This window comes from Enterobacter dykesii (assembly GCF_008364625.2).
GTDB lineage: Bacteria > Pseudomonadota > Gammaproteobacteria > Enterobacterales > Enterobacteriaceae > Enterobacter > Enterobacter dykesii.
Window position 1 is genome coordinate 1,423,194 of record NZ_CP126604.1, and the last position, 24,393, is coordinate 1,447,586.

Below are 24,393 nucleotides of genomic sequence, written 5' to 3' on the forward strand. Positions count from 1 at the left end.
AGGCGATATGACCGAGATGAGTAATACGCTCTGTACCAGCGCCTGGGCGAAAGAGAACGGGGTCCTGTTCTATAACAATGAGGTTTATATCCGCGACGATGCGCAGGCGTATGCCCTGCTGGAGATGCGCCGCGTGCTGGGGCGCTCCTATGCCCCGACGATCCTGACGGCGGACGCGTTTGACGAACTGCTGACCAATATCTGGCAGCAGAACAGCGGCGTCTCGCAGCAGCTGGTGGACGACATGGACGCCGATATTGACCTGATGGCGTTAACCGAGGAGATCCCGGACAACGAAGATCTGCTCGATAACGACGAGAACTCGCCGGTGATCCGCCTGATCAACGCCATTATGGGCGAAGCGGTGAAGGAGGGGGCCTCCGATATTCATATCGAGACCTTCGAGCGCACCCTGAGCATTCGTTTTCGCGTTGACGGCGTGCTGCGTCCGGTGCTGCAGCCGGCGCGCAAGCTCGCGCCGCTGCTGGTGTCGCGTATCAAAGTGATGTCCAAACTGGACATCGCCGAAAAACGTCTCCCCCAGGACGGCCGTATCTCCCTGCGCATTGGCCGCAAGGCCATCGACGTGCGTGTCTCTACCATTCCTTCCCAGTATGGCGAGCGGGTGGTAATGCGTTTGCTGGACAAGAGCAACCTTAAGCCGGACATCAACAAGCTCGGTCTGATTGACGAAGAGCTGGTGAAGTTAAAGGGACTGATTGAACGTCCGCACGGCATCATCCTGGTGACCGGCCCGACCGGTTCGGGGAAAAGTACCACCCTGTACGCGCTGCTGTCGGCGCTTAACGGTCATGAACGCAACATTCTGACCGTGGAAGATCCGATCGAGTATGAACTGGAAGGGGTAGGGCAGACCCAGGTCAACCCGCGCGTGGACATGACCTTTGCGCGCGGACTGCGCGCCATTCTGCGCCAGGACCCGGACGTGGTGATGATCGGGGAAATTCGTGACGGTGAAACCGCGCAAATCGCAGTACAGGCATCGCTCACCGGTCACCTGGTGATGTCCACGCTGCACACCAACAGTGCGGCGGGCGCCATTACCCGTCTGCGCGATATGGGGCTGGAGTCATTTTTAATTGGTTCGTCGCTGCTTGGCGTCATTGCCCAGCGTCTGGTGCGTCGGCTGTGTCCGCACTGCCGCACGACCAGTCCGCTGGATGACAATGAGAAAGCGCTGTTCACCTTTATGGAAACGCCGCCGAAAGCGATTTATCGCGCCGCGGGCTGTGAACAGTGTCGCCAGAGCGGCTACCAGGGACGCGCAGGCATCCACGAATTTCTGGTAGTCGACAGCGCCATGCGCCGAGCGATCCATGAAGACAAAGATGAGATGTCCATCGAAACGCAGCTTTTCAAAGAGGCCTACAGCCTGCGTGAAAACGGTCTGCTGAAGGTGATCTCCGGCGTGACCTCGCTGGAAGAGGTGATGCGTGTCACCGCCGAGCGCGGGGGGGATGCGTAATGGCCTGGTATGCATGGTCCGCGACGGACGTCGCGGGGAAAACCCAGCGCGGCACCCTGCAGGCCGAAGGGCCAAAGCAGGTGCGCCAGATGCTGCGCGAACAGAAGCTGATGCCGGTGAACATTGCGCCGACCAGCGATCCGGCGGCGGGAAAAAACGCCCGTAAAGGGGCAAAACTGTCGATTCCGGTGCTGTCGATGTTTACCCGACAGCTCGCGACGCTGGTCAATGCCGCGCTGCCGCTGGAGAGTGCGCTGAAGGCAATTGCGAAGCAGACGGAAGATAAAACCCTGGCGGCGATGGTGACCGAGGTCCGCGACAAGATTGTGGAAGGTCACACGCTGTTCGACGCCTTCAGCCAGTTTCCGCGCAGCTTCGACAAGCTCTACTGCACCCTGGTGATGGCCGGTGAAAAGACCGGCCATCTCGGCGGCGTGCTGGAAAAGCTCGCCGAGTACAACGAGCAGCGCCAGAAGATGAAAAGCAAGCTCACCCAGGCGATGGTCTACCCCATCACCCTGACGGTAGTGGCGATCGCTGTGATCTCCATTCTGCTGGTCGCCGTGGTGCCTCAGGTCATCGACCAGTTCACCCACATGAAACAAGAGTTGCCGGTGACCACCCGCACGCTGATTGCGGTGAGCGACTTTTTACAGGCCTGGGGCATCGTTATCGCCGGCGGCCTGTTCGGGGCGTCGGCGAGCTTTAAATTTTGGATAAAAAAAGAAAAGAACCGATTTGTTTATCATCGGTGGCTGTTGCTAAATTCGCCGCTGAAAAAACTGGTCTGCGCCATCAACAGCGCGCGCTACATCCGCACGCTGAGTATTTTGCAGGCCAGCAGCGTTCCGCTGCTTGAAGGGATGTACATCGCGATGGACGGGATTGAAAACCTCTATGCCCGGCAGGTGCTTGAGCAGGCGGCGGACACCGTGCGCCAGGGGGCATCCCTCTACAACGCGCTGGAACAGGCGAGAATTTTCCCACCCACCATGCTCTACATGGTGGCGTCCGGGGAGGAGAGCGGCGAGCTGGGCTCGTTGATGGATCGTGCGGCGGAAAACCAGGAATCTGCATTACAGCATCGAATTACGTTAACGCTGTCGGTATTTGAGCCGGCACTGGTAGTAACTATGGCGACCGTTGTTTTATTTATCGTCCTTTCAATATTACAACCGCTTCTTCAACTTAATAATATGGTGGGTTAATCATGTCAGTTAAAAAAAATAGCCTGAAGCGTCAGGCGGGTTTTACGCTGCTCGAATTAATGGTAGTGATCGTTATTCTCGGTGTGCTGGCCAGTATGGTTGTGCCTAATTTAATGGGCAATAAAGAAAAAGCCGATATTCAGAAAGCGACCAGCGATATTGTGGCGCTGGAAGGTTCGCTGGATATGTACAAACTCGACAACCATCGCTATCCGACCACCGAGCAGGGGCTGCAGGCGCTGGTGACCAAACCTGAAATTGCGCCTATTCCAAAAGGCTACCGTGACGACGGCTATATTCGTCGCCTGCCGCAGGACCCGTGGGGCAATGACTATATTATGGTCAGCCCGGGTGAGCATGGCGCTGTTGATATTTTCTCAGCCGGTCCGGATGCAGAAGCGAATACTGCCGACGATATCAGCAACTGGTCTTTTGATAAAAAAGATAAGTAATGAATAAGCAACGTGGATTTACCCTGCTGGAAATTATCGTGGCGCTGGTGATATTCGCCCTGAGCGCCATGATGGTGGTCACCACGATTCCATCACGCAGCGGCGCAGATACATTTGGTCAGCAGCTAAAATCCCTCGTTGAATATGGTTCTGACCGTGCGGTAATGGACGGAAATATTGTCGGGCTGGTGATGACCTCGTCAGAATTTGAACTGGTTACGCAGGTTGGCAATAGCGGCGAACGCCATTGGGCACCGCTCAAGGCGGGACGAATCGCCACCCGCGGTGAGTTTCCTGAGGAGATGCATGTCTCCCTCTCATCGCGAACGCTGGCAGCCACGCTGGACGATGAACCGCAAATCCTTTTTTTGCCGGACGGCGAGCTTAGCCGCTTTACGCTCAGCCTTGAAAGCCTGGATAAAAAGCAGCGCTTTCACGTGACGTCACAGGGCTCTGTTCCCGTGATGGTGGAAAACGATGACTAAACGCAAGACCAAAGAGCAGGGGATGACCCTGCTGGAAGTGATGGTGGCGCTGGTGATTTTCTCCACCGCGGCGCTGGCGCTGATGAACTCCGTCACCCTGAACGTGCGCTTTACCCACAGCCTGTCGGAAACGCTGCAGGCCGGCTGGGTGGCGGAAAATCAGCTGGCGCAAGCGCAGCTGGCTCAGACCGATTTCCCGGACGCCGAGCAGGTGGGCACCGAAACCATGGGCGGACAAACCTGGACCTGGCATATCCAGCGGGTGAAAACCGCCGAAAATACCTTTGCCGATGAGGTACGGGTTTACAGCGAAGCAAGTGATGCGCAACCGGTGGTGGCGCTTCAGCTCGCCGAACCGGAGGTGGCTCGTGAGTAAGGTGCAGCGTCAGCAGGGATTTACCCTGCTGGAAATTATGATTGCGCTGGCCATCTTCGCGGTGATCGCCATTCTCGCCTGGCAAATTCTCGACGGGGCGATGCGCACCTCGACGGCCAGCGACGAGGCGGCGACGAAGGTGACGGCGCTTCAGCGCACGTACAACCTGCTCTCGCGTGACTTTTATCAGCTGCAGGCTCGCGCGCCGCGCAACAGCGGCGAGGTGTTCGTTCAGCAGCAGAATGGTCTGGAACTGACAACCCTGAACGGCATCAGCGGTCAGGTGCAGCTGGAGCGGGTGCGCTGGACGTTAAAGGACAAACGCCTGTGGCGCAACGTCTGGGTTGCTATCGACGGTCCCGCGAGCGCGCAGCCGGAAGAAGTGCCGATTCTGAACGATGTGAAAGCGATGACATGGCGCTTCTGGCACGAAGGCTGGCAGGAAAAATGGACCGACATCGGCCATCAGCCTGACGGCGTTGAGCTGAATCTGACCATGGAAAACGGCGAAACCTGGCGCTGGGTTTTTATCACTCCCGGCGATATGCCTGAGATCCAGACCGCGCCAAAAGAGACGAATGCGGACCCGGCGCAGCCTGCAGCGGAGAATGCGGCCCAGCCCGTAACAACCCCGCAGCCCGATACGGTAGTCGATCCAGGAGTGAGTTCATGAGCGGCAAAACAGCGCGAAAAGAGCGTGGCGTGGCGCTGCTGGTGGTGCTGATCCTGCTGGTGATGATGTCCGTCCTGGCGGCGAAAATCAGTCAGCAGTTCTGCCGCCACCTGCAAAAAACGCATTATCAGGTCAGCCAGCAGACGCTGCGCTGGGCCATTGCCCGTCAACAGAAGGTACTGGAAAACGTATTGCAGAAAGCGGCCAGTTCAGAAGGGGCGGGGCTGTCGCCGCGAGGTGACTGGGCCCAGCCGCTGGAAACCCACGGGGATAACTACACCGTGGTGAGTCAGGTGGAGGATGCCCGGACCTGCTTTAACGTCAATAGTCTGTTGGCCGTTGACGCGGCGCCAGCGGCCCCGGCCGACCCAACTGCGCTGCCGGAAAAACCGGTCAAAGAGCAAATTATCGAACAACTGCTGACGGAAAGTGGCGTCGGTACGCTGGCGGCAGAAGAGATTTACCAGCAGCTGGTGGATTATCTTGACGCCGACGACGTGACGGTAAAACAGGGCCAGGAGGCCGATGCCTGGGCGAACGTGACGCCCGCCCGCGGTCCGGCGAATCAAATGATGCGCACCATCAACGAAATCAGACTGCTGCCCGCCTTTCCGCAGGCGGCGTGGCCGAAGGTCAGCAGGCTGCTGTGCGCCTTGCCGGATACGGATGGCACCATAAATGTGAATACCTTAACACGCGAACAGGCTCCGCTGCTGGCGGCGGTTTTTACCGGCGTGTTAAGCACGGACGACGCTGCCCGCCTGATCGATTCACGCCCGGAGGAGGGGTGGGCGTCGCTGGAGGCATTCAGCAAAGTGCTGGAGAGCAACTATCCGCAGACCAAAGATATCCTGGCGCAGATTCAGGACAGGGTTGCGGTCAACAGTCGCTATTTTCGGGTGGATACCACCGGCAATACCGATGATTTAACGCTGCGCGTCGTCAGCCAGCTTCACGTTGACAGTGAGGCTGGCAAGGTCGTGACCTGGCAACGCCGCTACCGAATGGTTGAATAAGATAAGTAGAAGATAATGAAAAAGGTGCTTTTTATTCGTCCCGACACCCGCGAGGACGGCAAAATTTGGTGGTGTGAATCCGGTAACGATCGGGTGGAGTCTCTGACGGGCTGGAGCGCGCTGAGCGAACTTTCCAGCCACCCGCTTTCTCAGCAGGTGTGCCTGTTGCTGCCGGCGAGCGAGACGATCTTTCGTCATTTTACCCTGCCGAAAAAAGGGCTTTCAGCCCAGACGGCGCCGTTCTCGTGGATGGCGGAAGAGACGCTGCTCGGCGAGGTGGAGACGCTGCACTGGACGGTGCTGAACAAAAAGGGGCCGGAGGTGGATGCCGTGGCCATCGACGCTGCACGTCTGCGCCACTGGCTTGCGCTGTTCGCTCAGGCGGGGCTCACGGTGGTCCAGGCGCTGCCGGATGCCTGGCTGCTGCCGGTGAGCGAAGGGGGCACGACGCTGGTGAGCCTGGAGGAGAGTTACTGGCTGCGTTTTTCCCCCGGCAGCGCTGGCGAAGCCGATATGGTTCTTCTGCCTCTGCTGTTGAGTAAATGCCCGGCGGGTGAAGTGTGCTGCTACGGCGATGCGCCGCAGGAAGTACAGGTGGATGAACGGCTGGCGTGGCAGCATCCGCTGGTACTGATCCAGCCCCAGTGGCAGGGCTGTCGTATCAACATGCTGCACGGTGAGTTTTCCGGGCGCAGCGCCAGCGGTCCGCGTTTTCGCCACGCGAAAACGGCCCTCGCGGCGGCGGCGCTGCTTTGCGTCGGCCTGCTGATCGGCCCCCGCGTTGGTATGGCGTGGATGCTCGCTCATCAGCAAAACGAGATCCGCGGGGAGATGACCACCGTAGCGCAGCATTATTTTCCGACCCTGCGCCAGACCAGCAATCTGAAGTACTACGTCGGGCAAAATATCAGCAAGGCGAAGAAAGGGGTCTTCCTGCAGCTCGAAGCGCTGAATCAAATCAGGCAGTCATTATCGTCTCTGGAGATCAACAGCGTGGAATATGACGAAACGCAAAATCAGCTGACGCTGAATGTGAAATCCATGGATAAACAGACCCTGCAGGATTTTGTCGCCCGCAGCGCCGAAACCTTTGACTTTGCGATGCAGCCGATCTCCGGCGAGGCGCCTTATACCGCCATTATTACCGGGAGCTATAAATGAAAACGCAAATAGCCCAGTTAAAAAACCGCTGGCAAAATTATAGTTCACGCGAGCGTCATTTATTTAAACTCTGCGGTGGGGCACTCTGCTGTGCGATGGTGTATTACGGCGCGATGATGCCGCTCGATACGCTGATCAAAAATAACGAGGCCGTGTTATTTAAGCAGAAGCAGACGCTGAACTGGATGCGCCAGGAAATTGATAAAAACCATCTCCAGTCCAGAAGGGTCAATACCCCGAACCCGCGCAGCGTGGTGGAAGAAAGTGCCAAAGTCGTGCACGTCGCGTTGACTGACGTGCGTCAGGAAGGGCAGTCGCTGACCTTTGATGTCGAGCGCGTCAGCGTTTTTGCCCTGCAAAACTGGCTGCGTGAGATGAACGTCTCTTCCGGTATCCATCTGGAGAAACTCGCGCTAACGCCGGTGGATCGTCAGAGTGACGTGAAAGCGCACATTACGCTGAGCTGGGCGAAAAGCGCATGAACCCGCTAATGCTGTTGCAGCAGGCGAATCTGCCGGGTCTGTGCGTCATGAGCGGAGCGCTGGGCGCGATCCTCGGCAGTTTCCTCGGCGTAGTGGCGGAGCGTATTCCGCCGCTGTTAATGGAAGAAGAGGGGGCCGGCAATCTGCTGTTTCCCGCCTCTCACTGCCCGGAATGCCGCCACGCCCTGAGCGCGTGGGAAAATATTCCCATCATTAGCTGGTGTGCGCTGCGCGGCCGCTGCCGCCGCTGCCATAGCGCGATTCCGCTGCGGCTGCTGATGGTGGAAGTCTGTAGCACTCTCTTTTTTGCCGCCAGCGCCGCGCTGGCACCGTCGTTTTCGGCGCTGATCGCGCTGTGGGTGATGTGGAGCCTGCTCCTGCCGCTGGTGGTGATCGATGCGCGCCATATGCTGCTGCCGGACTGCCTGACCCAGCCGCTGCTGTGGACGGGGCTGATGTTCCATGCCCTGTTCCATACGCTACCGCTGACCGATGCTATCTATGGCGCGGTGGCGGGCTATCTCTCACTCTGGCTGGTTTACTGGGCATTCCGACTGCTGACCGGCCGGGAAGGATTAGGCTATGGTGATTTTAAGCTGCTGGCGGCGCTGGGCGCCTGGTGCGGCTGGCAGGCGTTACCCTCTATTGTGCTTATCGCAGCGCTGGGGGGCATTATCGTGCATTGCCTGTTAAAGCCCTTTGAGAATAAAAATAACCTTATTTCCTTTGGCCCCTATATTGCGTTTTCCGGGCTGATTGTATTTATCGCGCAAACTTCGCATTTCATCCTTTAAATAATGTAGTCAAGTTTTTTTTGAAATTTTTTCATTGGGGGAATGAAAGGAGAAAATAAATTCCCCACTGTATTCTTCTCTCCGCAATAAAAGATTTGTTGAAGCTTTTATGAGTGGAGGAAGGTACAGCGCAATAATAAACAGGTCTTTCGCGAACCAGAAACGTTCACGATTAATTTATCAGTAAATAACGTTTGTCCATGTTTAATGGAAAAGCATGGGTATTTAATTTCACAAATCGTATTATCAGGATCAAATAATGAAATTTCTGAAGCCTAAATATCTGGCACTCTTCGTTGCAGCGGCTGCAAGCCCGGTGTTCGCAGCAGTGCCCGGTAAAGCAACTATCACCAGTGGTAATGATAAATTTGCCATTGTTGAAGTTGATCAGTCTGCTTCTGCTTACAACAACCTCGTCAAAATCCATGATGGCGCCGATGTTAAAGTGCAGTGGGATGTCTGGAGCGGCGCGGCGCCGACGTCAGCGAAAGTGCTGCTCGACGGCAAAACCGTCTGGACCGGTGCAGGCAGCATGTCCGGTACGGCAACATTTAAAGTGATGAAAGGCGGTCGCTATCAGGAAACGGTTGAACTCTGCAATGCCAGCGGCTGCAGCACCAGCGCCAGCAAACTGATTATCGTCGCGGATACCGACGGTAGCCATCTGCTGCCACTCAACACCACCATGCAGGAAAATAATAAAACCCTCTCTAAGCACACCGATAAAGTGGTCGGTGCCTATTTCCCTGAGTGGGGTGTTTACGATCGTAATTTCCCGGTGGATAAAATCCCGGCAGCTAACCTCAACCACATTCTGTACGGCTTCATTCCGATCTGCGGCGGCGATGGCATCAACGACAGCCTGAAAACCATCGAAGGCGGTAACAGCTTCGAAGCGCTGAAACGCGCCTGTGCGGGCCGTCAGGACTTCCAGGTAGCGATTCACGACCCGTGGGCCGCACTGCAGAAACCTCAGGCTGGCGTCAGCAACTGGGACGACCCGTACAAAGGCAACTTCGGCCAGCTGATGGCGATGAAGAAAGCCAATCCAGGGCTGAAGGTGCTGCCGTCTATCGGTGGCTGGACCCTCTCCGATCCGTTCTTCAAAATGCACGACCCGGCGATCCGCGCGCGCTTCGTCGCGTCCGTAAAAGATTTCCTGAAAACCTGGAAATTCTTCGACGGCGTAGACATCGACTGGGAATTCCCGGGCGGTGGTGGCGAAAACGCCGCGCTGGGCAACCCGCAGCAGGATAAAGAGACGTATACCGCACTGATGCGCGAACTGCGCGCCATGATGAATGAACTGTCAGCCGAAACCGGCCGTACCTTTGAACTGACCTCAGCAATCGGTTCTGGCAGCGACAAAATTGAAGACGTTGATTACACCACTGCCCAGCAGTACATGGACCACATCTTCCTGATGAGCTACGACTTCTACGGCGGCTGGAGTAACACCGAGCTGGGCCATCAGAATGCGCTGCGTGCGCCGGCGAACAAACCGGATACTAACTACACCACTGAAAACGGCGTCAATGCGCTGCTGGCGCAGGGTGTACAGCCCGGCAAAATTGTCGTGGGGACGGCCATGTACGGTCGCGGCTGGACCGGCGTTCACGGTTACAGCAATAACAACCCGTTCACCGGCACGGCAACGGGCATGGTGAAAGGGACCTGGGAGCCGGGCGTGGTTGACTATCGTCAGATCGTTAACGAGTACAAAGGCAAAGCTGGCTGGGAATACAACTATGATGCCACCGCTGAAGCGCCATATCTGTTTAATAAAACCACCGGCGATCTGATCACCTATGAAGACGCGCGTTCCGCAACGGCGAAAGGTCAGTATGTGCTGGCGAAAAACCTGGGCGGTCTGTTTGCCTGGTCCATCGACTCCGATACCGGAGACATTCTGAACGCGATGAATGAAAGCCTGACGGGCGGCGGCGCTGCGCCGGTTGATCCGGTGGTGACCAACCATGCGCCGGTGGCGACTTCCGCTGACCAGACTGTCACCGGTCCGGTAACCGTGACCCTGGATGGTTCTGCCTCCACCGATCCGGATGGCGATGCCATCACCTACAAGTGGACGCAGATCTCTGGCCCGTCGGTGACCATCACCAACAGCACCAAAGCGAAAGCGACCTTCAACGTTGCCGCTGTCACCAGTAACCAGACTCTGGCGTTCCGCCTGACGGTCACTGACGCGAAAGGGTTGAGCAGCACCGCTGACGTTCAGGTCGTGAACAAAGCGCCGAAAGCAAACCAGGCGCCGGTGGTGAACCAGATGGAAGCCGTGACGCTGGAAGCGGGCCAGAGCTACTCTCTGCACGCGCAGGCGAGCGATCCAGATGGCGACGCGCTGACCTACTCCTGGAGCGTTCCTGCGAATATGCAGGCGACAGGCGCGGATACCGCGAACCTGAACATCACCGCGCCGGACGTGGACACGGAATCCACTTACACGCTGACCGTGGTGGTAAGCGATGGCAAGTCCAGCGTACAGACTAACGTCCAGGTGACGGTAACGCCTAAAGCGGCTGAAACCCCGTCTGACGAAGGTAACACCCCATCCGATGAAGGCAACACGCCGTCTGACGAAGGTAACACCCCATCCGATGAAGGCAACACGCCGTCTGATGAAGGTAACACCCCATCCGATGAAGGCAATACGCCGTCTGACGAAGGTTCTGCCACCAATAGCTGCGATAAGCCTGTTGACGCCAACGCCAGCAAATATGCTGCCTGGAGCGCAAGCAAGGTTTACAACGCGGGCAATACCGTCAGCTTCGACAACCTGGTCTGGAAAGCAAAATACTGGACTCAGGGCAACCAGCCGGGCTTCGGTGTGGATGCATGGGAGCTGGTCAGTCAGGTGAAATTCAACTGGCGCTCCGACGTGGTCTATAACGGCGGCGACACCACGACCTACAACGGTTACACCTACACCGCAAAATGGTGGACGAAGGGTGATAAACCAGGTAGCAGCGATGTATGGGTGAAAAAAGGCCCTGCGGCTGACTGCCAGTAAGTCACGGCCATAACAATGCGGGTAAGAAACTTGCCCGCCCTCACGGTTCACGTCCTGCGACGGACGTGGACCGTAAATCAGGAAACAGAGCAATAAGCGCGTAAGGAGACAATGAAAAAGAGCCGGACTGAAAATGAAAACGTTATTTTTATTGTTGCTGATAATAAGCCATAGCGTCTTTGCCAACTGCTGGGATAAAGCCGCCCGTTATTATCATGTGGATCCTTACCTGCTGTATGCCATTGCTAATGTTGAATCGGGAATGAACCCCAATGCGATTGGACAGAATAATGATGGCACGCGTGATGTCGGCCTGATGCAGATTAACAGTTCACATTTTTCCGAGCTGGAGCGAAAAGGCATTAATGAGTACCGGTTAATTACCGAGCCCTGCACCTCGATTATGGTTGGCGCATCGATATTATCCGGAATGATTAAAGTTTATGGCTATAACTGGGAGGCGGTCGGCGCCTATAACGCGGGTCTGAAAAAAGAGAATTACCCGCAGCGCATGGTCTATGCCCGTAAGGTCTGGAATAAATATCAGAAGTTAAAACGTAGCACCCGTAACCGTTATTATTATTGATTTTTGTTTTTTGAAGAGTACCGAATAGTGTTCTTCATAAAACGAAAACTGCTCCCGGGTTTATTTATTAAATGATTAATAAATAAACCGCGAAAAAATTAACTTTTATAGACCCTTAATATCATTAAGAGGACCATTGACATGAACAAAAGAACATTACTCAGTGTTCTTATTGCGGGCGCATGTGTTGCACCGTTTATGGCTCAGGCAACCCTGCTGCAGGCCAGCAGCGAACCTTACACCCTTAAGGCCAGCGATCTGCAGAAGAAAGAGCAGGAGTTAACCAACTTCCCGCTGATGGCTTCGGTGAAGTCAACCATCCGCACGCTGGACAACAGCCTGGTGGAACAAATTGAGCCTGGTAAATCGACAAACCCGGAAAACGTTAAGCGCGTGGAAGGGATTATCAAGGCCAGCGACTGGGATTATCTCTTCCCACTGCGTGCGCCGGAATATACGTACAGCAACTTCCTGAAAGCGGTCGGTAAATTCCCGGCACTGTGCCAGACCTATACCGATGGTCGTAACAGCGATGCCATCTGCCGTAAGTCTCTGGCAACCATGTTCGCGCACTTCGCGCAGGAAACTGGCGGCCACGAGTCCTGGCGTCCGGAAGCCGAGTGGCGTCAGGCGCTGGTTTACGTGCGTGAGATGGGCTGGAGCGAAGGTCAGAAGGGCGGATATAACGGCGAATGTAACCCGGATGTCTGGCAGGGGCAGACCTGGCCGTGCGGTAAAGACAAAGATGGCGATTTCGTTAGCTATTTTGGCCGCGGTGCGAAACAGCTCTCCTATAACTACAACTACGGCCCGTTCTCTGAAGCGATGTACGGCGACGTCCGCGTACTGCTGGACAAACCTGAGCTGGTGGCGGACACCTGGCTGAACCTTGCTTCCGCGATCTTCTTCTTCGCCTACCCGCAGCCGCCAAAACCAAGCATGCTGCAGGTTATCGACGGCACATGGCAGCCGAACGATCACGATAAGGCGAATGGTCTGGTACCGGGCTTCGGAGTGACCACGCAGATCATCAACGGCGGCGTGGAGTGTGGCGGCCCGACTGAGATCGCCCAGTCTCAAAACCGTATCAAATACTACAAAGAGTTCGCCAACTACCTGAAAGTGCCTGTTCCGTCTAACGAAGTGCTGGGCTGCGCCAACATGAAGCAGTTCGACGAAGGCGGTGCTGGCGCGCTGAAGATCTACTGGGAACAGGACTGGGGATGGAGCGCGGATACCCCGTCAGGCCAGACCTACTCTTGCCAGCTGGTGGGTTACCAGACGCCATTCAGCGCCTTTAAAGAGGGTGACTACACCAAATGCGTGAAGCATTTCTTCAATGTGAACGTGGTGGGTGAAGACGGGACTTCCGACGGCGGTAGCGTCACGCCAGCCCCGACGCCGACCCCTGTCGACCCAACGGACGAAGGCAACACCACGCCGGTGCCAGACGATAACACCCCGGCTCCGGACGATAATACGCCAGCGCCGGTAAACCATGCGCCGGTAGCAAAAATCGCCGGTCCGGTGGGTGCGGTTGAAGCGGGTAAATCAGTTTCTCTGAACGCGTCTGGCTCGACCGACGAAGACGGTAACCACCTGACTTATACCTGGACGGCTCCGAACGGCCAGACCGTAAGCGGCGAAGATAAAGCGATTATTACCTTCAATGCGCCGGAAGTGGCAGCGGCGACGCAGTACCCGATCAACCTTACCGTCAGTGACGGCGAGCTGAGCAGCACCACCAGCTATACGCTGAACGTACAGGCTAAGCAGACCAACGGCGGCCAGACCGGGACTTACCCGACCTGGACCTCCAAAACCAAATGGAAAGCAGGCGATATCGTTAACAACCGCGGCCAGCTGTTCCAGTGCAAACCTTATCCGTACAGCGGCTGGTGCAATAACGCGCCATCCTACTACGAGCCAGGTAAAGGGATTGCATGGCAGGACGCGTGGACTGCGCTGTAATCAGCAAAACAGCAAAATGACAAACGGCAACCTTCGGGTTGCCATTTTTTTCTCATCGTAAAAATGCAGGGCCAGATCTACCGATGAAGCTTCCCGTGATCCCGCAGCCACGCCGCCGTACGCGTAATCCCTTCATCCAGCGTCACAACCGGTTTGTACCCAAGCTCGTTCTCCGCCCGCGAAATATCCAGCGTGAAATCAAAGTTAAGCTTCGATACGCCGTAATGCGTTAGCGCAGGTTCTTTGGCCGTTTTACTGCCAAAACGCTCCATGCTGCGGGCAATCATATCCAGCATTGGGTAAGGGACTGAACGGATGCGGCAGTCGATCTGCAGTTCGTCAATTAAGCGCTGCACAATGCTGCGCAGCGTGCAGGGTTCGCCGTTCGTGATGTTGTAGGCGCGACCGGAGATCAGCTTATCGCAGTCCGGCTGGCTTGCCAGCCACATGGCGTGAACGGCGTTTTCGTAATAGGTCATATCCACCAGCGCATCGCCGCCGCGCGGCAGCAGCACGCTGCCGTAGTGGTGCATCATCTGCGCCAGGCGCGGAATAAACACTTTGTCGTGCGGCCCGAACAGGCTCTGCGGACGCAATACCGTAAAACGGGTGTGCGGGTTCGACTGCGCCAGCAGGTCAATCACCTCTTCGCTGGCCGCCTTGCTGCGGGCAAACTCGCAGGCAAAGCGAGCCGGACGGAAATCTTCCTGCACGTCACGATGGTGGTGGTAGTCGAAATAGAGCGACGGTGACGAGATATGAATAAAATTGCGCACGCCCCAGGCAACGGCCCATTCGCCCAGACGGCGGGTGGCCCGCACGTTGGCGAGATCGAAGGCTTCCTGGGTACCCCACGGAGAGGTGAAACTGGAGCAGTGCCACAGCGTGTCGATACCGGCGAGCATCACTTTCGCCTGAGAGGAGACCAGCTCCGTCAGGTCAGCATGGACGAACTCCGCGCCCATTTTTTGCAGCAGTTTTCCCATCGCTTCGTTGCGACCGGTAGCCCTGACGCTGATGCCCTTGTTGCGCAGAAATTCGACCGCATTTCGGCCTAAGCCGCTGGTCGCCCCGGTAACCAGTACCTTCATATCAATCCACTGTGTTGAAAAGAATTTCGTGCGCATTCTTTCGTGAATTACGGCGCTATGCAATGGGAAAGGTGAAAGAAAGAGAGTTTTATTTAGATCTTTTCCGTCTTTTGTTCTGCCTGTTGCGCAATGCGTTTCGCCATTCCCCGGAAGATAAACAGGTGGGCAGGGATCATCAACAGCCAGTAGAACAGACCCGGCATTCCGTGCGGATGCCACCAGGCGCGAACGTCCAGTTCACGGTGGGTGCCTTTGTCTTTCAGGGTAAAGCAAAGGCGACCCAATCCCGGGGCCTTCATGCCGAACAGCATCGCCAGCTGTTTTTCAGGCTCGACGATGATGACCTTCCAGCTGTCGACCGCGTCGCCAACCTCAAGATACGGGCGTGTCGGGCGGCCTTTCGCCAGCCTGTGCCCCACCAGCAGATCCATTGCCCCGCGCGTTTGCCAGAGGATATTACCGAAGAAATAACCGTCTTTACCGCCAATCTGGTTCACCACCTCCCACAAGGCGGTCAGGCTGGCGTGGGTTTTCACCGTGCAGCCCGCCTGTTTCGGGTAATAGCCGTACTCCGGCCGCCAGCGGGCAAACGCCTGGGCGTCGTAACCCCAGTCGCTGGAGTTCACCAGCTGCTCTTCTTCTTTCAGCGTATTGCGCACGGCATCGTCAAAGCGGATCAGATCCTGGGGAATGAGTGCCCGCAGTTCGCGATCGTCGGCCAGTAAATCGTGCTTAAGCCCCTGGATCAGCGCTTTGGCGGTCGTCGGCGGCACGGAGGTGATCACATTCAAAAACCATACCGAAATCCAGCGGGTCGGGAAGGGGATGGGGATCAGCCAGCGGCGGCGTCCGCTGACGCGCATGAAATGTTCGAACTGCTCCTGATAGCTCAGCACTTCAGGGCCTGCCGCCTCCAGCACGCGGTGTTGCTCTGCCGGATGATCCAGCAGCGCCACCAGATAATGCAGTAAATTCTCCAGCGCAATCGGCGTGGTGCGCGAGCGTACCCAGCGCGGCGGCGTGAGCACCGGCAGGTTGTAGACCATATCGCGCATCACTTCGAAGGCGGCGGAGCCTGCGCCGACGATGATCCCGGCGCGCAGTTCGGTGACGGGGATATTCGCCCCGCGCAGGGTTTCAGCCGTCAGATAGCGGGCGCGCAGGTGATCGGACTGCTCGTGTTCAGGTGCCTGGAGTGAGCTGAGAAAAATGACCTGCTTCACCGGGGTTTGCAGCAGGGCGTCGCGAACGTTCATCGCCACCTGACGCTCGTGGGCGATAAAATCCCCGCCTTCGCCCATGCTGTGCACCAGGTAGTAAAGCGTGTCGACCTCCTCCAGCAGGGCGGGAAGCTCCTTCGGCCAGTTGAGGTCAACGCTGTGGCAGGTAACGCCCGGCAAACCGAGTTTTTGCAGGCGTTCGGTGTTGCGTGCCGCGGCCAGCACCTGGTGTCCCTGCTGGCTTAACGCCGCGGTGAGATGCTGACCGATGTACCCGCTGGCGCCGAGCACCAGAATGCGTTGCGGCACGTGATGCTCCTTATCGCTGTAAAAACGCCTGCCAGTGTTTCACCACGTCGGCCAGCTGCTCGCGGCTGACGTCGAGATGCATCACCAGGCGAACGACAGGTGAGGCGTTGATCAGCACGCCACGTGATTTCATGAACTCACCCAGCGCTGCAGCGCGATCCTCGCCCACGCGGACGAACAGCATGTTGGTGTCGTGGCGCATCACGTCGGCGCCAATCTCGCGCAGCTGCGCCGCCATCCACGCGGCGTTGTCGTGATCGTCCTTAAGACGCGCCACGTTGTTTTTCAGGGCATACAGCCCGGCAGCCGCCAGAATACCCGCCTGACGCATGCCGCCGCCGGTCATTTTACGCCAGCGGTTGGCGCGCTTGATGTAGTCCGCGTTGCCGACCAGCAGGGAACCCACCGGCGTGCCCAGCCCTTTAGAGAGGCAGATGGTAAAAGAGTCGCAATATTGCGCAATCTCTTTCAGCTCGCAGCCGTACGCCACCACGGCGTTAAAGATGCGCGCGCCGTCAACGTGCAGGCCGAGCTTGCGCTCGCGGGTGAATTCCCACGCTGCTTTCAGGTATTCGCGCGGCAGGACCTTGCCGTTGTGGGTGTTTTCGAGGCTGAGCAGCCGGGTGCGGGCGAAGTGAATATCGTCAGCTTTGATTTTCGCCGCGACCTTATCGAGCGGCAGGGAGCCGTCCGGCGCGGCGTCAATCGGCTGCGGCTGGATGCTGCCGAGCACCGCAGCGCCGCCGGCTTCGTAGAGATAGTTATGCGCGCCCTGGCCGACGATATACTCTTCCCCGCGCTCGCAGTGGCTGAGCAGCGCCACCAGGTTAGCCTGCGTTCCGGTCGGCAGGAACAGCGCGGCCTCCTTGCCGCTCAGTTCAGCCGCGTAGCGCTGCAGCTCGTTGACCGTCGGGTCATCGCCGTAGACGTCGTCCCCGACCGGGGCGGCCATCATCTCTTCGAGCATGGCGCGGCTCGGGCGGGTTACGGTATCACTGCGTAAATCAATCATTTCACATCCCTTTAATTTAAGAGGTCATGCGAAATGTTTTACCTGAGCCAGTTGGTTTTTGCCAGTTCGATCACCTCGTCACCGCGACCGCTGATGATGGCGCGCAGCATATAGAGGCTAAAGCCTTTGGCCTGTTCAAGCTTGATCTGCGGCGGGATCGCCAGCTCCTCTTTGGCGACGACGACATCCACCAGCACCGGACCGTCGATGGAAAACGCGCGCTGCAGGGCTTCATCCACCTCGGAGGCTTTCTCCACGCGAATACCGGTGATGCCGCAGGCCTCGGCGATGCGCGCGAAGTTGGTGTCGTGCAGCTCGGTGCCGTCCGTCAGGTAGCCTCCGGCCTTCATCTCCATCGCCACGAAGCCCAGCACGCTGTTGTTAAAGACCACGATTTTCAGCGGCAGCTTCATCTGTACCACCGACAGGAAATCCCCCATCAGCATGCTGAACCCGCCGTCGCCGCACATCGCCACCACCTGACGCTCCGGGGCCGTCGCTTTTGCACCCAGCGCCTGCGGCATGGCGTTGGCCATCGAGCCGTGGTTAAACGAGCCGAGCAGGCGGCGTTTGCCGTTCATCTTCAGATAGCGGGCCGCCCAGACGGTTGGCGTGCCTACGTCGCAGGTGAAGATGGCATCGTCGTCCGCGAAATGGCTGATCTGCTGCGCCAGATATTGCGGGTGAATGGCTTTGTCGCTCGGTTTGGCGAGATCGTCCAGACCCTTGCGGGCATCGCGATAGTCGCTTAGCGCTTTATCGAGGAACTTGCGGTCGGTTTTCTCTTCCAGCAGCGGCAGCAGGGCGGCAAGCGTGGATTTGATGTCGCCCACCAGCGCCATATCGACCTTGCTGTGCGCGCCGATGCTGGCCGGGTTGATATCAATCTGAATGATTTTCGCATCCGTCGGGTAGAACGCGCGATACGGGAACTGGGTGCCGAGCAGGATCAGCGTGTCGGCGTTCATCATGGTGTGGAAGCCGCTGGAGAAACCGATCAGACCGGTCATCCCCACATCAAAGGGGTTGTCGTATTCAACGTGCTCTTTGCCGCGCAGGGCGTGAACTATGGGGGCTTTAAGCTTACCCGCGAATTCAAGCAGCTCCTTGTGCGCGCCCGCGCAGCCGCTGCCGCACATCAGGGCGATATTGCTGGAGTAACGCAGCAGCTGTGCCAGCTTTTTCAGCTCCTCTTCTGCGGGCGTCACCACCGGCTGTGGGGCGTGATACCAGTGGGTGCTGGCCCCTTCCGGCGCGGCCTTGAGGGCCACATCGCCCGGGATAACGACCACAGAAACGCCGCGGTTCAGCACGGCTTTGCGCATGGCTATCGCCAGCACCTGCGGGATCTGCTCCGGGGATGAAACCAGCTCGCAATAGTGGCTGCATTCACGGAACAGCTCCTGCGGATGCGTCTCCTGAAAGTAGCCGCTGCCGATTTCGGAAGAGGGGATATGGGCGGCAATGGCCAGCACCGGCACGTGGTTACGGTGACAGTCGAACAGCCCGTTGATCAGATGGAGGTTACCCGGCCCGCACGATCCGGCGCAGACGGCCAGTTCCCCCGTGAGCTGTGCTTCAGCGCCTGCGGCGAAGGCGGCAACCTCTTCATGGCGGGTGGGCATCCATTCGATGGTCTTCATCTTGTTGAGGCTGTCGCTAAGTCCGTTCAGGGAATCGCCGGTTACGCCCCAGATACGTTTCACGCCAGCCTGTTCGAGCGTTTTCGCTATATATGCAGCCACGGTTTGTTTCATGGTTGTCCGTCTCCTTTTTGTGATATCGCTTACAAGCTTAGAAGAAAGTCTCCGTATTGCCCGTCGCATCCCCCCAATTAAAAGGTGCTTTTCACGCGCAATTATTCGGCATAATCTGGTGATGTCTCGGTGAAAACAGGAATCATTTCAAATGGTTAAATCATTGTTAATTGCTGTTAATGAAAAGCTATCGTGCGACGATCTTGGCAAACTCTTGTTACGACTTGCCGTCGGCGGGCTGATGCTTTTTCACGGTTTGCACAAGCTTTTTGGCGGCGTGGGCTTTATTAGCGGCATGCTGGTGGAAAAAGGGCTGCCGGGATTTATCGCCTACGGCGTATTGGTTGGCGAAGTGGTGGCACCGATCCTCATTATCGTTGGGCTCTTTACGCGCCCGGCCGCGCTGGTGCTGGCCTTTACGATGATTGTGGCGTGGCTGATGGTGGGAATGGGTGAAACGCTCGCCCTTGATAAGGTAGGCGCATGGGCGATTGAAAGCCTGGTGTACTTCTTTATCGGCTCGCTGGCGGTCGCGTTTTTAGGGGCGGGGCGGTTTGCCCTGGGTAAAGCGCCCGCGTGGCGGTGATGTTTTGTAGGCCCGGTAAGCGCCAGCGCCACCGGGCATTTTTTATCAGGCAAGAACCAAATCACCCTGCGGATGACATGAACACGCCAGTACATAGCCTTCAGTAATTTCCGCGTCGGACAGCGTCATGGTGCTGGTGACGGTGTACTCCCCGGATACCACTTTCGTCTTACAGCAGCCGCACACGCCCGCGCGACAGGCCGCCGCTACCGGAACCTTGTTGCTTTCCAGCGCCTCCAGCAGCGTGGTCCCTACGCGGCCAAAGAAGGTCTGCGCAGGCTGCAGTTTGGTGAACTTAACGCCGCCGGTGGCCGCTTCCGCCACCGGCGTGAAGAACTGCTCTTTGAGGAAGCGGGTCACGCCAAGTGCTTTCACCTCTTTTTCCACGATGTCCATATACGGCGCCGGGCCGCAGGTCATCACGGTACGGTTCGCGATATCCGGCACACTTTGCAGCAGCTCGCGGCTCAGGCGACCGGGCACAAAGCCGTGCGTCGCGTTGTGCTCAGCCACCAGCGTCACCGGATAATCACGCCACTCCCCGGCAAAAATCACGTCTTCCGGGGAACGGACGCTGAAGATCGCCTGCACGTCGGCCTGCGGGCGGTTCTTCGCCAGCCAGCGGCGCATCGACATAATTGGCGTTACGCCACAGCCCGCCGCCAGCAGCAGGAATTTATCGTCTGCTTTGTCGTCACAGGTGAAATCACCCTGCGCGTCAGACAGCCAGATATAATCCCCGCGCTTCACGTCCCGCGTCAGCCACTGAGAGCCCGCGCCGTCGTCAATGCGGCGGACGGTGAGCGTAACGTACTCGCTCACGCCCGGCGTTGAGGAGAGGGTATAGGCGCGCAGGGTGTCCGCCGAGTTGCGAACGCTGACCAGCGCATACTGACCTGCACGGTACGGATAGTAGTCATGGCACAGCAGCGACAGCGTCCACACATCCGGCGTCTCCTGATGGATGTGATGAACCTGCATCCGCCACGGGCATTGTGAGGTTGGCATGGTCATGAATTACTCCTTATGCGCTCAGCAGCTGTTTCATATCGTCTTCAACGTTGGTCACGGAACGCAGGCCGAATTTCTCGTTCAGCACCGCCAGCAGGTCCGGCGTCAGGAAGCCAGGCGCGGTCGGGCCGGTCACGATGTTGGTGACGCCGAGAGAGAGCAGGGTCAGCAGGATGACAATCGCTTTCTGCTCGAACCATGACAGCACCAGCGACAGCGGCAGGTCGTTCACGCCGCAGCCCAGTTTCTCCGCCAGGGTGACCGCCAGAATGATGGCCGAGTAAGCATCGTTACACTGGCCCGCATCGATCAGGCGCGGCAGACCTTCGATGTCGCCGAAGTCCAGCTTGTTGAAACGGTATTTGCCGCACGCCAGGGTCAGGATCAGGCAGTCTTCCGGCACGCGGGTGGCGAAATCGGTGAAGTAGTTTCGCTCGCCGCGCGCGCCGTCGCAGCCGCCGACGAGGAAGATGTGGCGCAGCTTTTCACGGCTGACGAGATCGATCAGCGAATCAGCGGCACCCAGCAGGGTTTCACGACCGAAGCCGACGGTAATAAGGTGCGGGATCTCGCTGTACGGGAAGCCTGCCATCTGCTGCGCCTGCGCAATCACCGGCCCGAAATCGTCACCTTCAAGATGGCTCACGCCCGGCCAGCCGACGATGCTGCGGGTCCAGATGCGGTCATCGTACGCGCCGACGGTCGGGTCGATGATGCAGTTAGAGGTCATCACGATAGGGCCAGGGAAGCGGGCGAACTCCACCTGCTGGTTCTGCCAGCCGCTGCCGTAGTTACCGATCAGATGCTTAAATTTACGCAGCTCCGGGTAGCCGTGCGCCGGCAGCATTTCGCCGTGGGTATAAACGTTAACGCCGGTGCCGTCGGTTTGCTTCAGCAGGTTGTAGAGATCTTTCAGGTCGTGACCGGAAATCAGGATGCACTTGCCTTCAGTTGCCTTGACGTTGACCTGCGTCGGCGTCGGGTGGCCGTAGGTGCTGGTTTCACCGGCATCCAGAATGCTCATCACGCGGAAGTTCATCTGGCCGATTTCCATTGAGCACTCAAGCAGCGCGTTCATATCGGCAGGCCAGGTGCCCAGCCATGCCATGATTTTGTGGTACTGGGCGTAGATGTCGTTGTCGTACTGACCGAGCACATGCGCGTGTTCCATATAGGCCGCAGCGCCTTTCAGGCCGTACAGGCACAGCAGGCGCAGGCCGAGAATGTTCTCGCCAATCGCCGCTTTGTCTTTATTCGGGGTGAATTCTGCCGCCTGACGCTGGAGGTCGCCAAGATCGTCGCTGACCAGCTGCAGCTCAGACATCGAGTTTTCCACGCGGGCGCTGGCATCCGCCTTCAGGCACTGTGCTTTCAGCGCTTCACGCAGAGCAATCGCTTCGCGGGCGTAGCCGACAATGCGCGGAGAGTCGAAGTTAACGTTTGTTAGGGTGGAGAAAAACGCGCGCGGGGCGAAGCTATCGACGTAGTGGTCGACAATGCCGTATTCGCGGGCTTTGAACGCCCATGCGGAAAGGCCTTGCAGGGCCGCAATCAGCAGGTCCTGCAGGTCAGATGTTTCTGCGGTTTTACCGCACATACCCTGTGCGTAAGAGCAGCCATTGCCTGCCGGGGTACGGATGGTTTGTTCACATTGCACACAAAACATAATCACACCTGTTAAAGTTATATTTGATATACATGTTTAAGGTTATGCCTGTGCCAGAACGGAGAAAAGGGCTTTCTGCTACAAAATAGAGGGAGATTGATTTAGCGCAATTTTGGCGGCAGGAAACCTACCGCCAAAGAAGTATCAGGCAGAGAAGAAGGCCATCATGACCGGAACCAGCTGGCTTAAAATAAAGCCGTGCACGATAGCCGCGGGCACCATCTCCAGCCCTCCGGAGCGTTGTAGTACCGGCAGGGTAAAGTCCATTGACGTTGCGCCGCACAGGCCCAGCGCGGTAGAACGGCTGCGGCGAACCAGGCTCGGGATCAGCATGATGGCAATCAGCTCGCGCGCCAGATCGTTAAAGAAGGCGGCGCTGCCGATCACCGGACCGAACGATTCGGTCAGCAGAATACCGGAGAGCGAATACCAGCCAAAACCAGACGCCATCGCCAGGCCGGTTTTCAGCGGCAGATCGAGAATAAAGGCGTTAATGACGCCCGCCACCATTGAACTGGCGACAACCATAACGGCAACCATCATCCCCCGACGGTTGAGGACAATTTGTTTCAGCGTCATGCCATTATTTCGCAGCTGAATACCAATCAGGAACAGCAGGAAGATCAGCGTATATTCACTGGCCTCAGTCGCGTGCTGTAAAAATGCCCAACCGGTCAGCCCAAGAAGAAAACCGAGCACCACGACGCCGCATAATTTTAATGATTCAAGCGCCATTGCAATTCGTGAAGGAAGTTTTTCCTGATGGTGGTGATTTTTCCATGGAATAGTGCGCTCCAGCCACAGCAGCGCGGCAATATTGCACAGCAAAATAACCACCACGGTGACGACAGAATAATGGAGGATGGAGAGTAAATTCGCCGATAAGTTGTCCAGGAATGCCAGGCTAATCCCCATAAAGAAAAGAATAACGTAGACAATCCAGCTCAGGAATCGATTAATGAGCCTTAATGCGGATTCACGATGCAGCGGAATAAGATAGCCCACGATCAAGGGCAGCAAAATGATGAGGAGTCCTGAAAACATGAACAGCCGGTCCTTTTTGAGTATCGGTTAAGCGCCAGTGACACTACCCAATAAAGACTGTTCAGTAAAGCGGCAAAAGAAAGCCGGGCGGCGGCTACGCCTTACCCGGCTTGTGTCTATGTGGGGTGTGCGGCCTGCAGCCCTCACCCCGGCACTCTCCCACGGGGAGAGGGAGGAAAGATTAATCGCGTTTTTCCAGCAGGGTGCGATACAGCACGCCGCCCAGGATACCGCCGATAATTGGCATCACCCAGAATAGCCACAGCTGCTCAAGCGCCCAGCCGCCCTGGAAGATGGCGACGGCGGTACTGCGCGCCGGGTTAACGGAGGTGTTGGTGACCGGAATAGAAATCAGGTGGATAAGCGTCAGCGCCAGACCAATGGCGATCGGGGCGAAACCGGCTGGCGCGAGTTTGTCCGTTGCGCCGTGGATCACCAGCAGGAAGCCGGCAGTAAGCACGATTTCAATCACGATGGCAGACAGCATGGAGTAGCCGCCCGGAGAGTGCTCGCCAAAGCCGTTAGAGGCAAAGCCGCTGGCCGCCGCGTCGAACCCGGCTTTACCGCTGGCAATCACGTACAGAACGCCAGCCGCAATAATACCGCCAACCACCTGTGCCACAATGTAGCCAATCACGTCTTTCGCCGGGAAACGGCCGCCCGCCCATAAACCTAACGTGACTGCCGGGTTAAAATGACCGCCGGAAATATGTCCCACGGCAAACGCCATGGTTAATACGGTTAAACCAAACGCCAGCGCAACGCCGACAAAACCGATACCTAATTCCGGGAATGCTGCTGCCAGAACGGCGCTACCGCAGCCACCAAATACCAGCCAGAATGTACCAAAGCATTCTGCTGCCAATTTTCTAAACATAACCACCTCAAATAATCTTCCGCACGCATTCCCGCGCGCGGGATATATCGCCATAAAGGGATGACGACTCAAAGAGCCCGTATTTTAAAAACCAATAACACC

22 protein-coding genes are annotated in these 24,393 nt (G+C 57.3%); 14 read left to right on the top strand and 8 right to left on the bottom strand.

Going from position 1 to position 24,393, the window contains the following annotated elements; translation table 11 throughout:
• The first annotated feature begins 7 nt into the window (after positions 1 to 7).
• The 13 genes from gspE (at position 8) to F0320_RS06785 (ending at position 13,718) form a co-directional block, all read left to right on the top strand.
• The gene (gspE, locus tag F0320_RS06725; protein WP_126328118.1) at positions 8 to 1,486 is read left to right on the top strand and encodes a type II secretion system ATPase GspE; all 1,479 of its coding nucleotides are present in this window, start codon (positions 8 to 10) and stop codon (positions 1,484 to 1,486) included.
• A complete protein-coding gene (gene gspF, locus F0320_RS06730; protein WP_126328119.1) occupies positions 1,486 to 2,694 on the top strand; it encodes a type II secretion system inner membrane protein GspF in 1,209 nt (402 codons plus the stop codon). Before gspE ends, gspF begins: the two co-directional genes overlap by 1 nt.
• 2 nt (positions 2,695 to 2,696) lie before the next feature.
• On the top strand, positions 2,697 to 3,146 hold the full coding sequence (gene gspG / locus F0320_RS06735; RefSeq protein ID WP_126328120.1) for a type II secretion system major pseudopilin GspG: 450 nt from the start codon (positions 2,697 to 2,699) through the stop codon (positions 3,144 to 3,146).
• Entirely contained in the window at positions 3,146 to 3,631 is a 486-nt protein-coding gene (gene gspH, locus F0320_RS06740) for a type II secretion system minor pseudopilin GspH (protein WP_126328121.1), read from the top strand. The genes gspG and gspH overlap by 1 nt, the downstream gene beginning before the upstream one ends.
• Positions 3,624 to 4,007, top strand: coding sequence for a type II secretion system minor pseudopilin GspI (gspI, locus tag F0320_RS06745; protein ID WP_126328122.1), 384 nt, complete (start codon positions 3,624 to 3,626; stop codon positions 4,005 to 4,007). Before gspH ends, gspI begins: the two co-directional genes overlap by 8 nt.
• Complete coding sequence (gene gspJ, locus F0320_RS06750) at positions 4,000 to 4,680, top strand: type II secretion system minor pseudopilin GspJ (protein WP_126328123.1); 681 nt, start codon at positions 4,000 to 4,002, stop codon at positions 4,678 to 4,680. The genes gspI and gspJ overlap by 8 nt, the downstream gene beginning before the upstream one ends.
• Positions 4,677 to 5,696 carry a type II secretion system minor pseudopilin GspK gene (gene gspK, locus F0320_RS06755; RefSeq protein ID WP_126328124.1) on the top strand — a complete coding sequence of 340 codons (1,020 nt, stop codon included), beginning with the start codon at positions 4,677 to 4,679 and terminating at the stop codon, positions 5,694 to 5,696. Before gspJ ends, gspK begins: the two co-directional genes overlap by 4 nt.
• A gap of 15 nt (positions 5,697 to 5,711) precedes the next feature.
• Positions 5,712 to 6,857 carry a type II secretion system protein GspL gene (gspL, locus tag F0320_RS06760; protein ID WP_047653140.1) on the top strand — a complete coding sequence of 382 codons (1,146 nt, stop codon included), beginning with the start codon at positions 5,712 to 5,714 and terminating at the stop codon, positions 6,855 to 6,857.
• On the top strand, positions 6,854 to 7,339 hold the full coding sequence (gene gspM / locus F0320_RS06765; RefSeq protein ID WP_047653139.1) for a type II secretion system protein GspM: 486 nt from the start codon (positions 6,854 to 6,856) through the stop codon (positions 7,337 to 7,339). Before gspL ends, gspM begins: the two co-directional genes overlap by 4 nt.
• On the top strand, positions 7,336 to 8,133 hold the full coding sequence (locus tag F0320_RS06770) for a prepilin peptidase (RefSeq protein WP_047653138.1): 798 nt from the start codon (positions 7,336 to 7,338) through the stop codon (positions 8,131 to 8,133). Before gspM ends, F0320_RS06770 begins: the two co-directional genes overlap by 4 nt.
• A gap of 259 nt (positions 8,134 to 8,392) precedes the next feature.
• Positions 8,393 to 11,161 (top strand): glycosyl hydrolase family 18 protein, encoded by a 2,769-nt coding sequence (locus F0320_RS06775; RefSeq protein ID WP_047653137.1) that lies wholly within the window; start codon positions 8,393 to 8,395, stop codon positions 11,159 to 11,161.
• Positions 11,162 to 11,294: 133 nt separating this feature from the next.
• The gene (gene iagB, locus F0320_RS06780; RefSeq protein ID WP_047653136.1) at positions 11,295 to 11,747 is read left to right on the top strand and encodes a type III secretion system invasion protein IagB; all 453 of its coding nucleotides are present in this window, start codon (positions 11,295 to 11,297) and stop codon (positions 11,745 to 11,747) included.
• A 141-nt stretch (positions 11,748 to 11,888) separates the two neighbouring features.
• Positions 11,889 to 13,718 carry a chitinase gene (locus F0320_RS06785; RefSeq protein ID WP_047653135.1) on the top strand — a complete coding sequence of 610 codons (1,830 nt, stop codon included), beginning with the start codon at positions 11,889 to 11,891 and terminating at the stop codon, positions 13,716 to 13,718.
• 77 nt (positions 13,719 to 13,795) lie between these two features.
• Here F0320_RS06785 and F0320_RS06790 read toward each other — a convergent pair whose 3' ends face one another.
• The 4 genes from F0320_RS06790 to poxB all read right to left on the bottom strand — a co-directional run bounded on the left by F0320_RS06790 (position 13,796) and on the right by poxB (position 19,107).
• Positions 13,796 to 14,809, bottom strand: coding sequence for an NAD-dependent epimerase/dehydratase family protein (locus F0320_RS06790; RefSeq protein WP_047653249.1), 1,014 nt, complete (start codon positions 14,807 to 14,809; stop codon positions 13,796 to 13,798).
• 92 nt (positions 14,810 to 14,901) lie between these two features.
• A complete protein-coding gene (locus tag F0320_RS06795; RefSeq protein ID WP_126328125.1) occupies positions 14,902 to 16,338 on the bottom strand; it encodes an SDR family oxidoreductase in 1,437 nt (478 codons plus the stop codon).
• Between the two features lie 10 nt (positions 16,339 to 16,348).
• Positions 16,349 to 17,350 carry a low-specificity L-threonine aldolase gene (gene ltaE / locus F0320_RS06800; RefSeq protein WP_126328126.1) on the bottom strand — a complete coding sequence of 334 codons (1,002 nt, stop codon included), beginning with the start codon at positions 17,348 to 17,350 and terminating at the stop codon, positions 16,349 to 16,351.
• A gap of 38 nt (positions 17,351 to 17,388) precedes the next feature.
• A complete protein-coding gene (poxB, locus tag F0320_RS06805) occupies positions 17,389 to 19,107 on the bottom strand; it encodes a ubiquinone-dependent pyruvate dehydrogenase (RefSeq protein ID WP_023310968.1) in 1,719 nt (572 codons plus the stop codon).
• A gap of 151 nt (positions 19,108 to 19,258) precedes the next feature.
• Here poxB and F0320_RS06810 point away from each other — a divergent pair, with 151 nt between their 5' ends.
• Positions 19,259 to 19,693, top strand: a complete 435-nt coding sequence (locus tag F0320_RS06810) for a DoxX family protein (RefSeq protein ID WP_033145069.1) — start codon at positions 19,259 to 19,261, stop codon at positions 19,691 to 19,693.
• A 45-nt stretch (positions 19,694 to 19,738) separates the two neighbouring features.
• Here F0320_RS06810 and hcr read toward each other — a convergent pair whose 3' ends face one another.
• The 4 genes from hcr to aqpZ form a co-directional block, all read right to left on the bottom strand.
• Positions 19,739 to 20,707, bottom strand: coding sequence for an NADH oxidoreductase (gene hcr / locus F0320_RS06815; RefSeq protein ID WP_047653132.1), 969 nt, complete (start codon positions 20,705 to 20,707; stop codon positions 19,739 to 19,741).
• Positions 20,708 to 20,717: 10 nt separating this feature from the next.
• Positions 20,718 to 22,370: a hydroxylamine reductase gene (hcp, locus tag F0320_RS06820; protein WP_126328127.1), complete on the bottom strand. Its 1,653-nt coding sequence runs from the start codon at positions 22,368 to 22,370 to the stop codon at positions 20,718 to 20,720.
• A 144-nt stretch (positions 22,371 to 22,514) separates the two neighbouring features.
• Positions 22,515 to 23,414, bottom strand: a complete 900-nt coding sequence (locus F0320_RS06825; RefSeq protein ID WP_126328128.1) for a lysine exporter LysO family protein — start codon at positions 23,412 to 23,414, stop codon at positions 22,515 to 22,517.
• A gap of 181 nt (positions 23,415 to 23,595) precedes the next feature.
• Complete coding sequence (gene aqpZ, locus F0320_RS06830; protein WP_047653128.1) at positions 23,596 to 24,291, bottom strand: aquaporin Z; 696 nt, start codon at positions 24,289 to 24,291, stop codon at positions 23,596 to 23,598.
• Positions 24,292 to 24,393 lie beyond the last annotated feature (102 nt).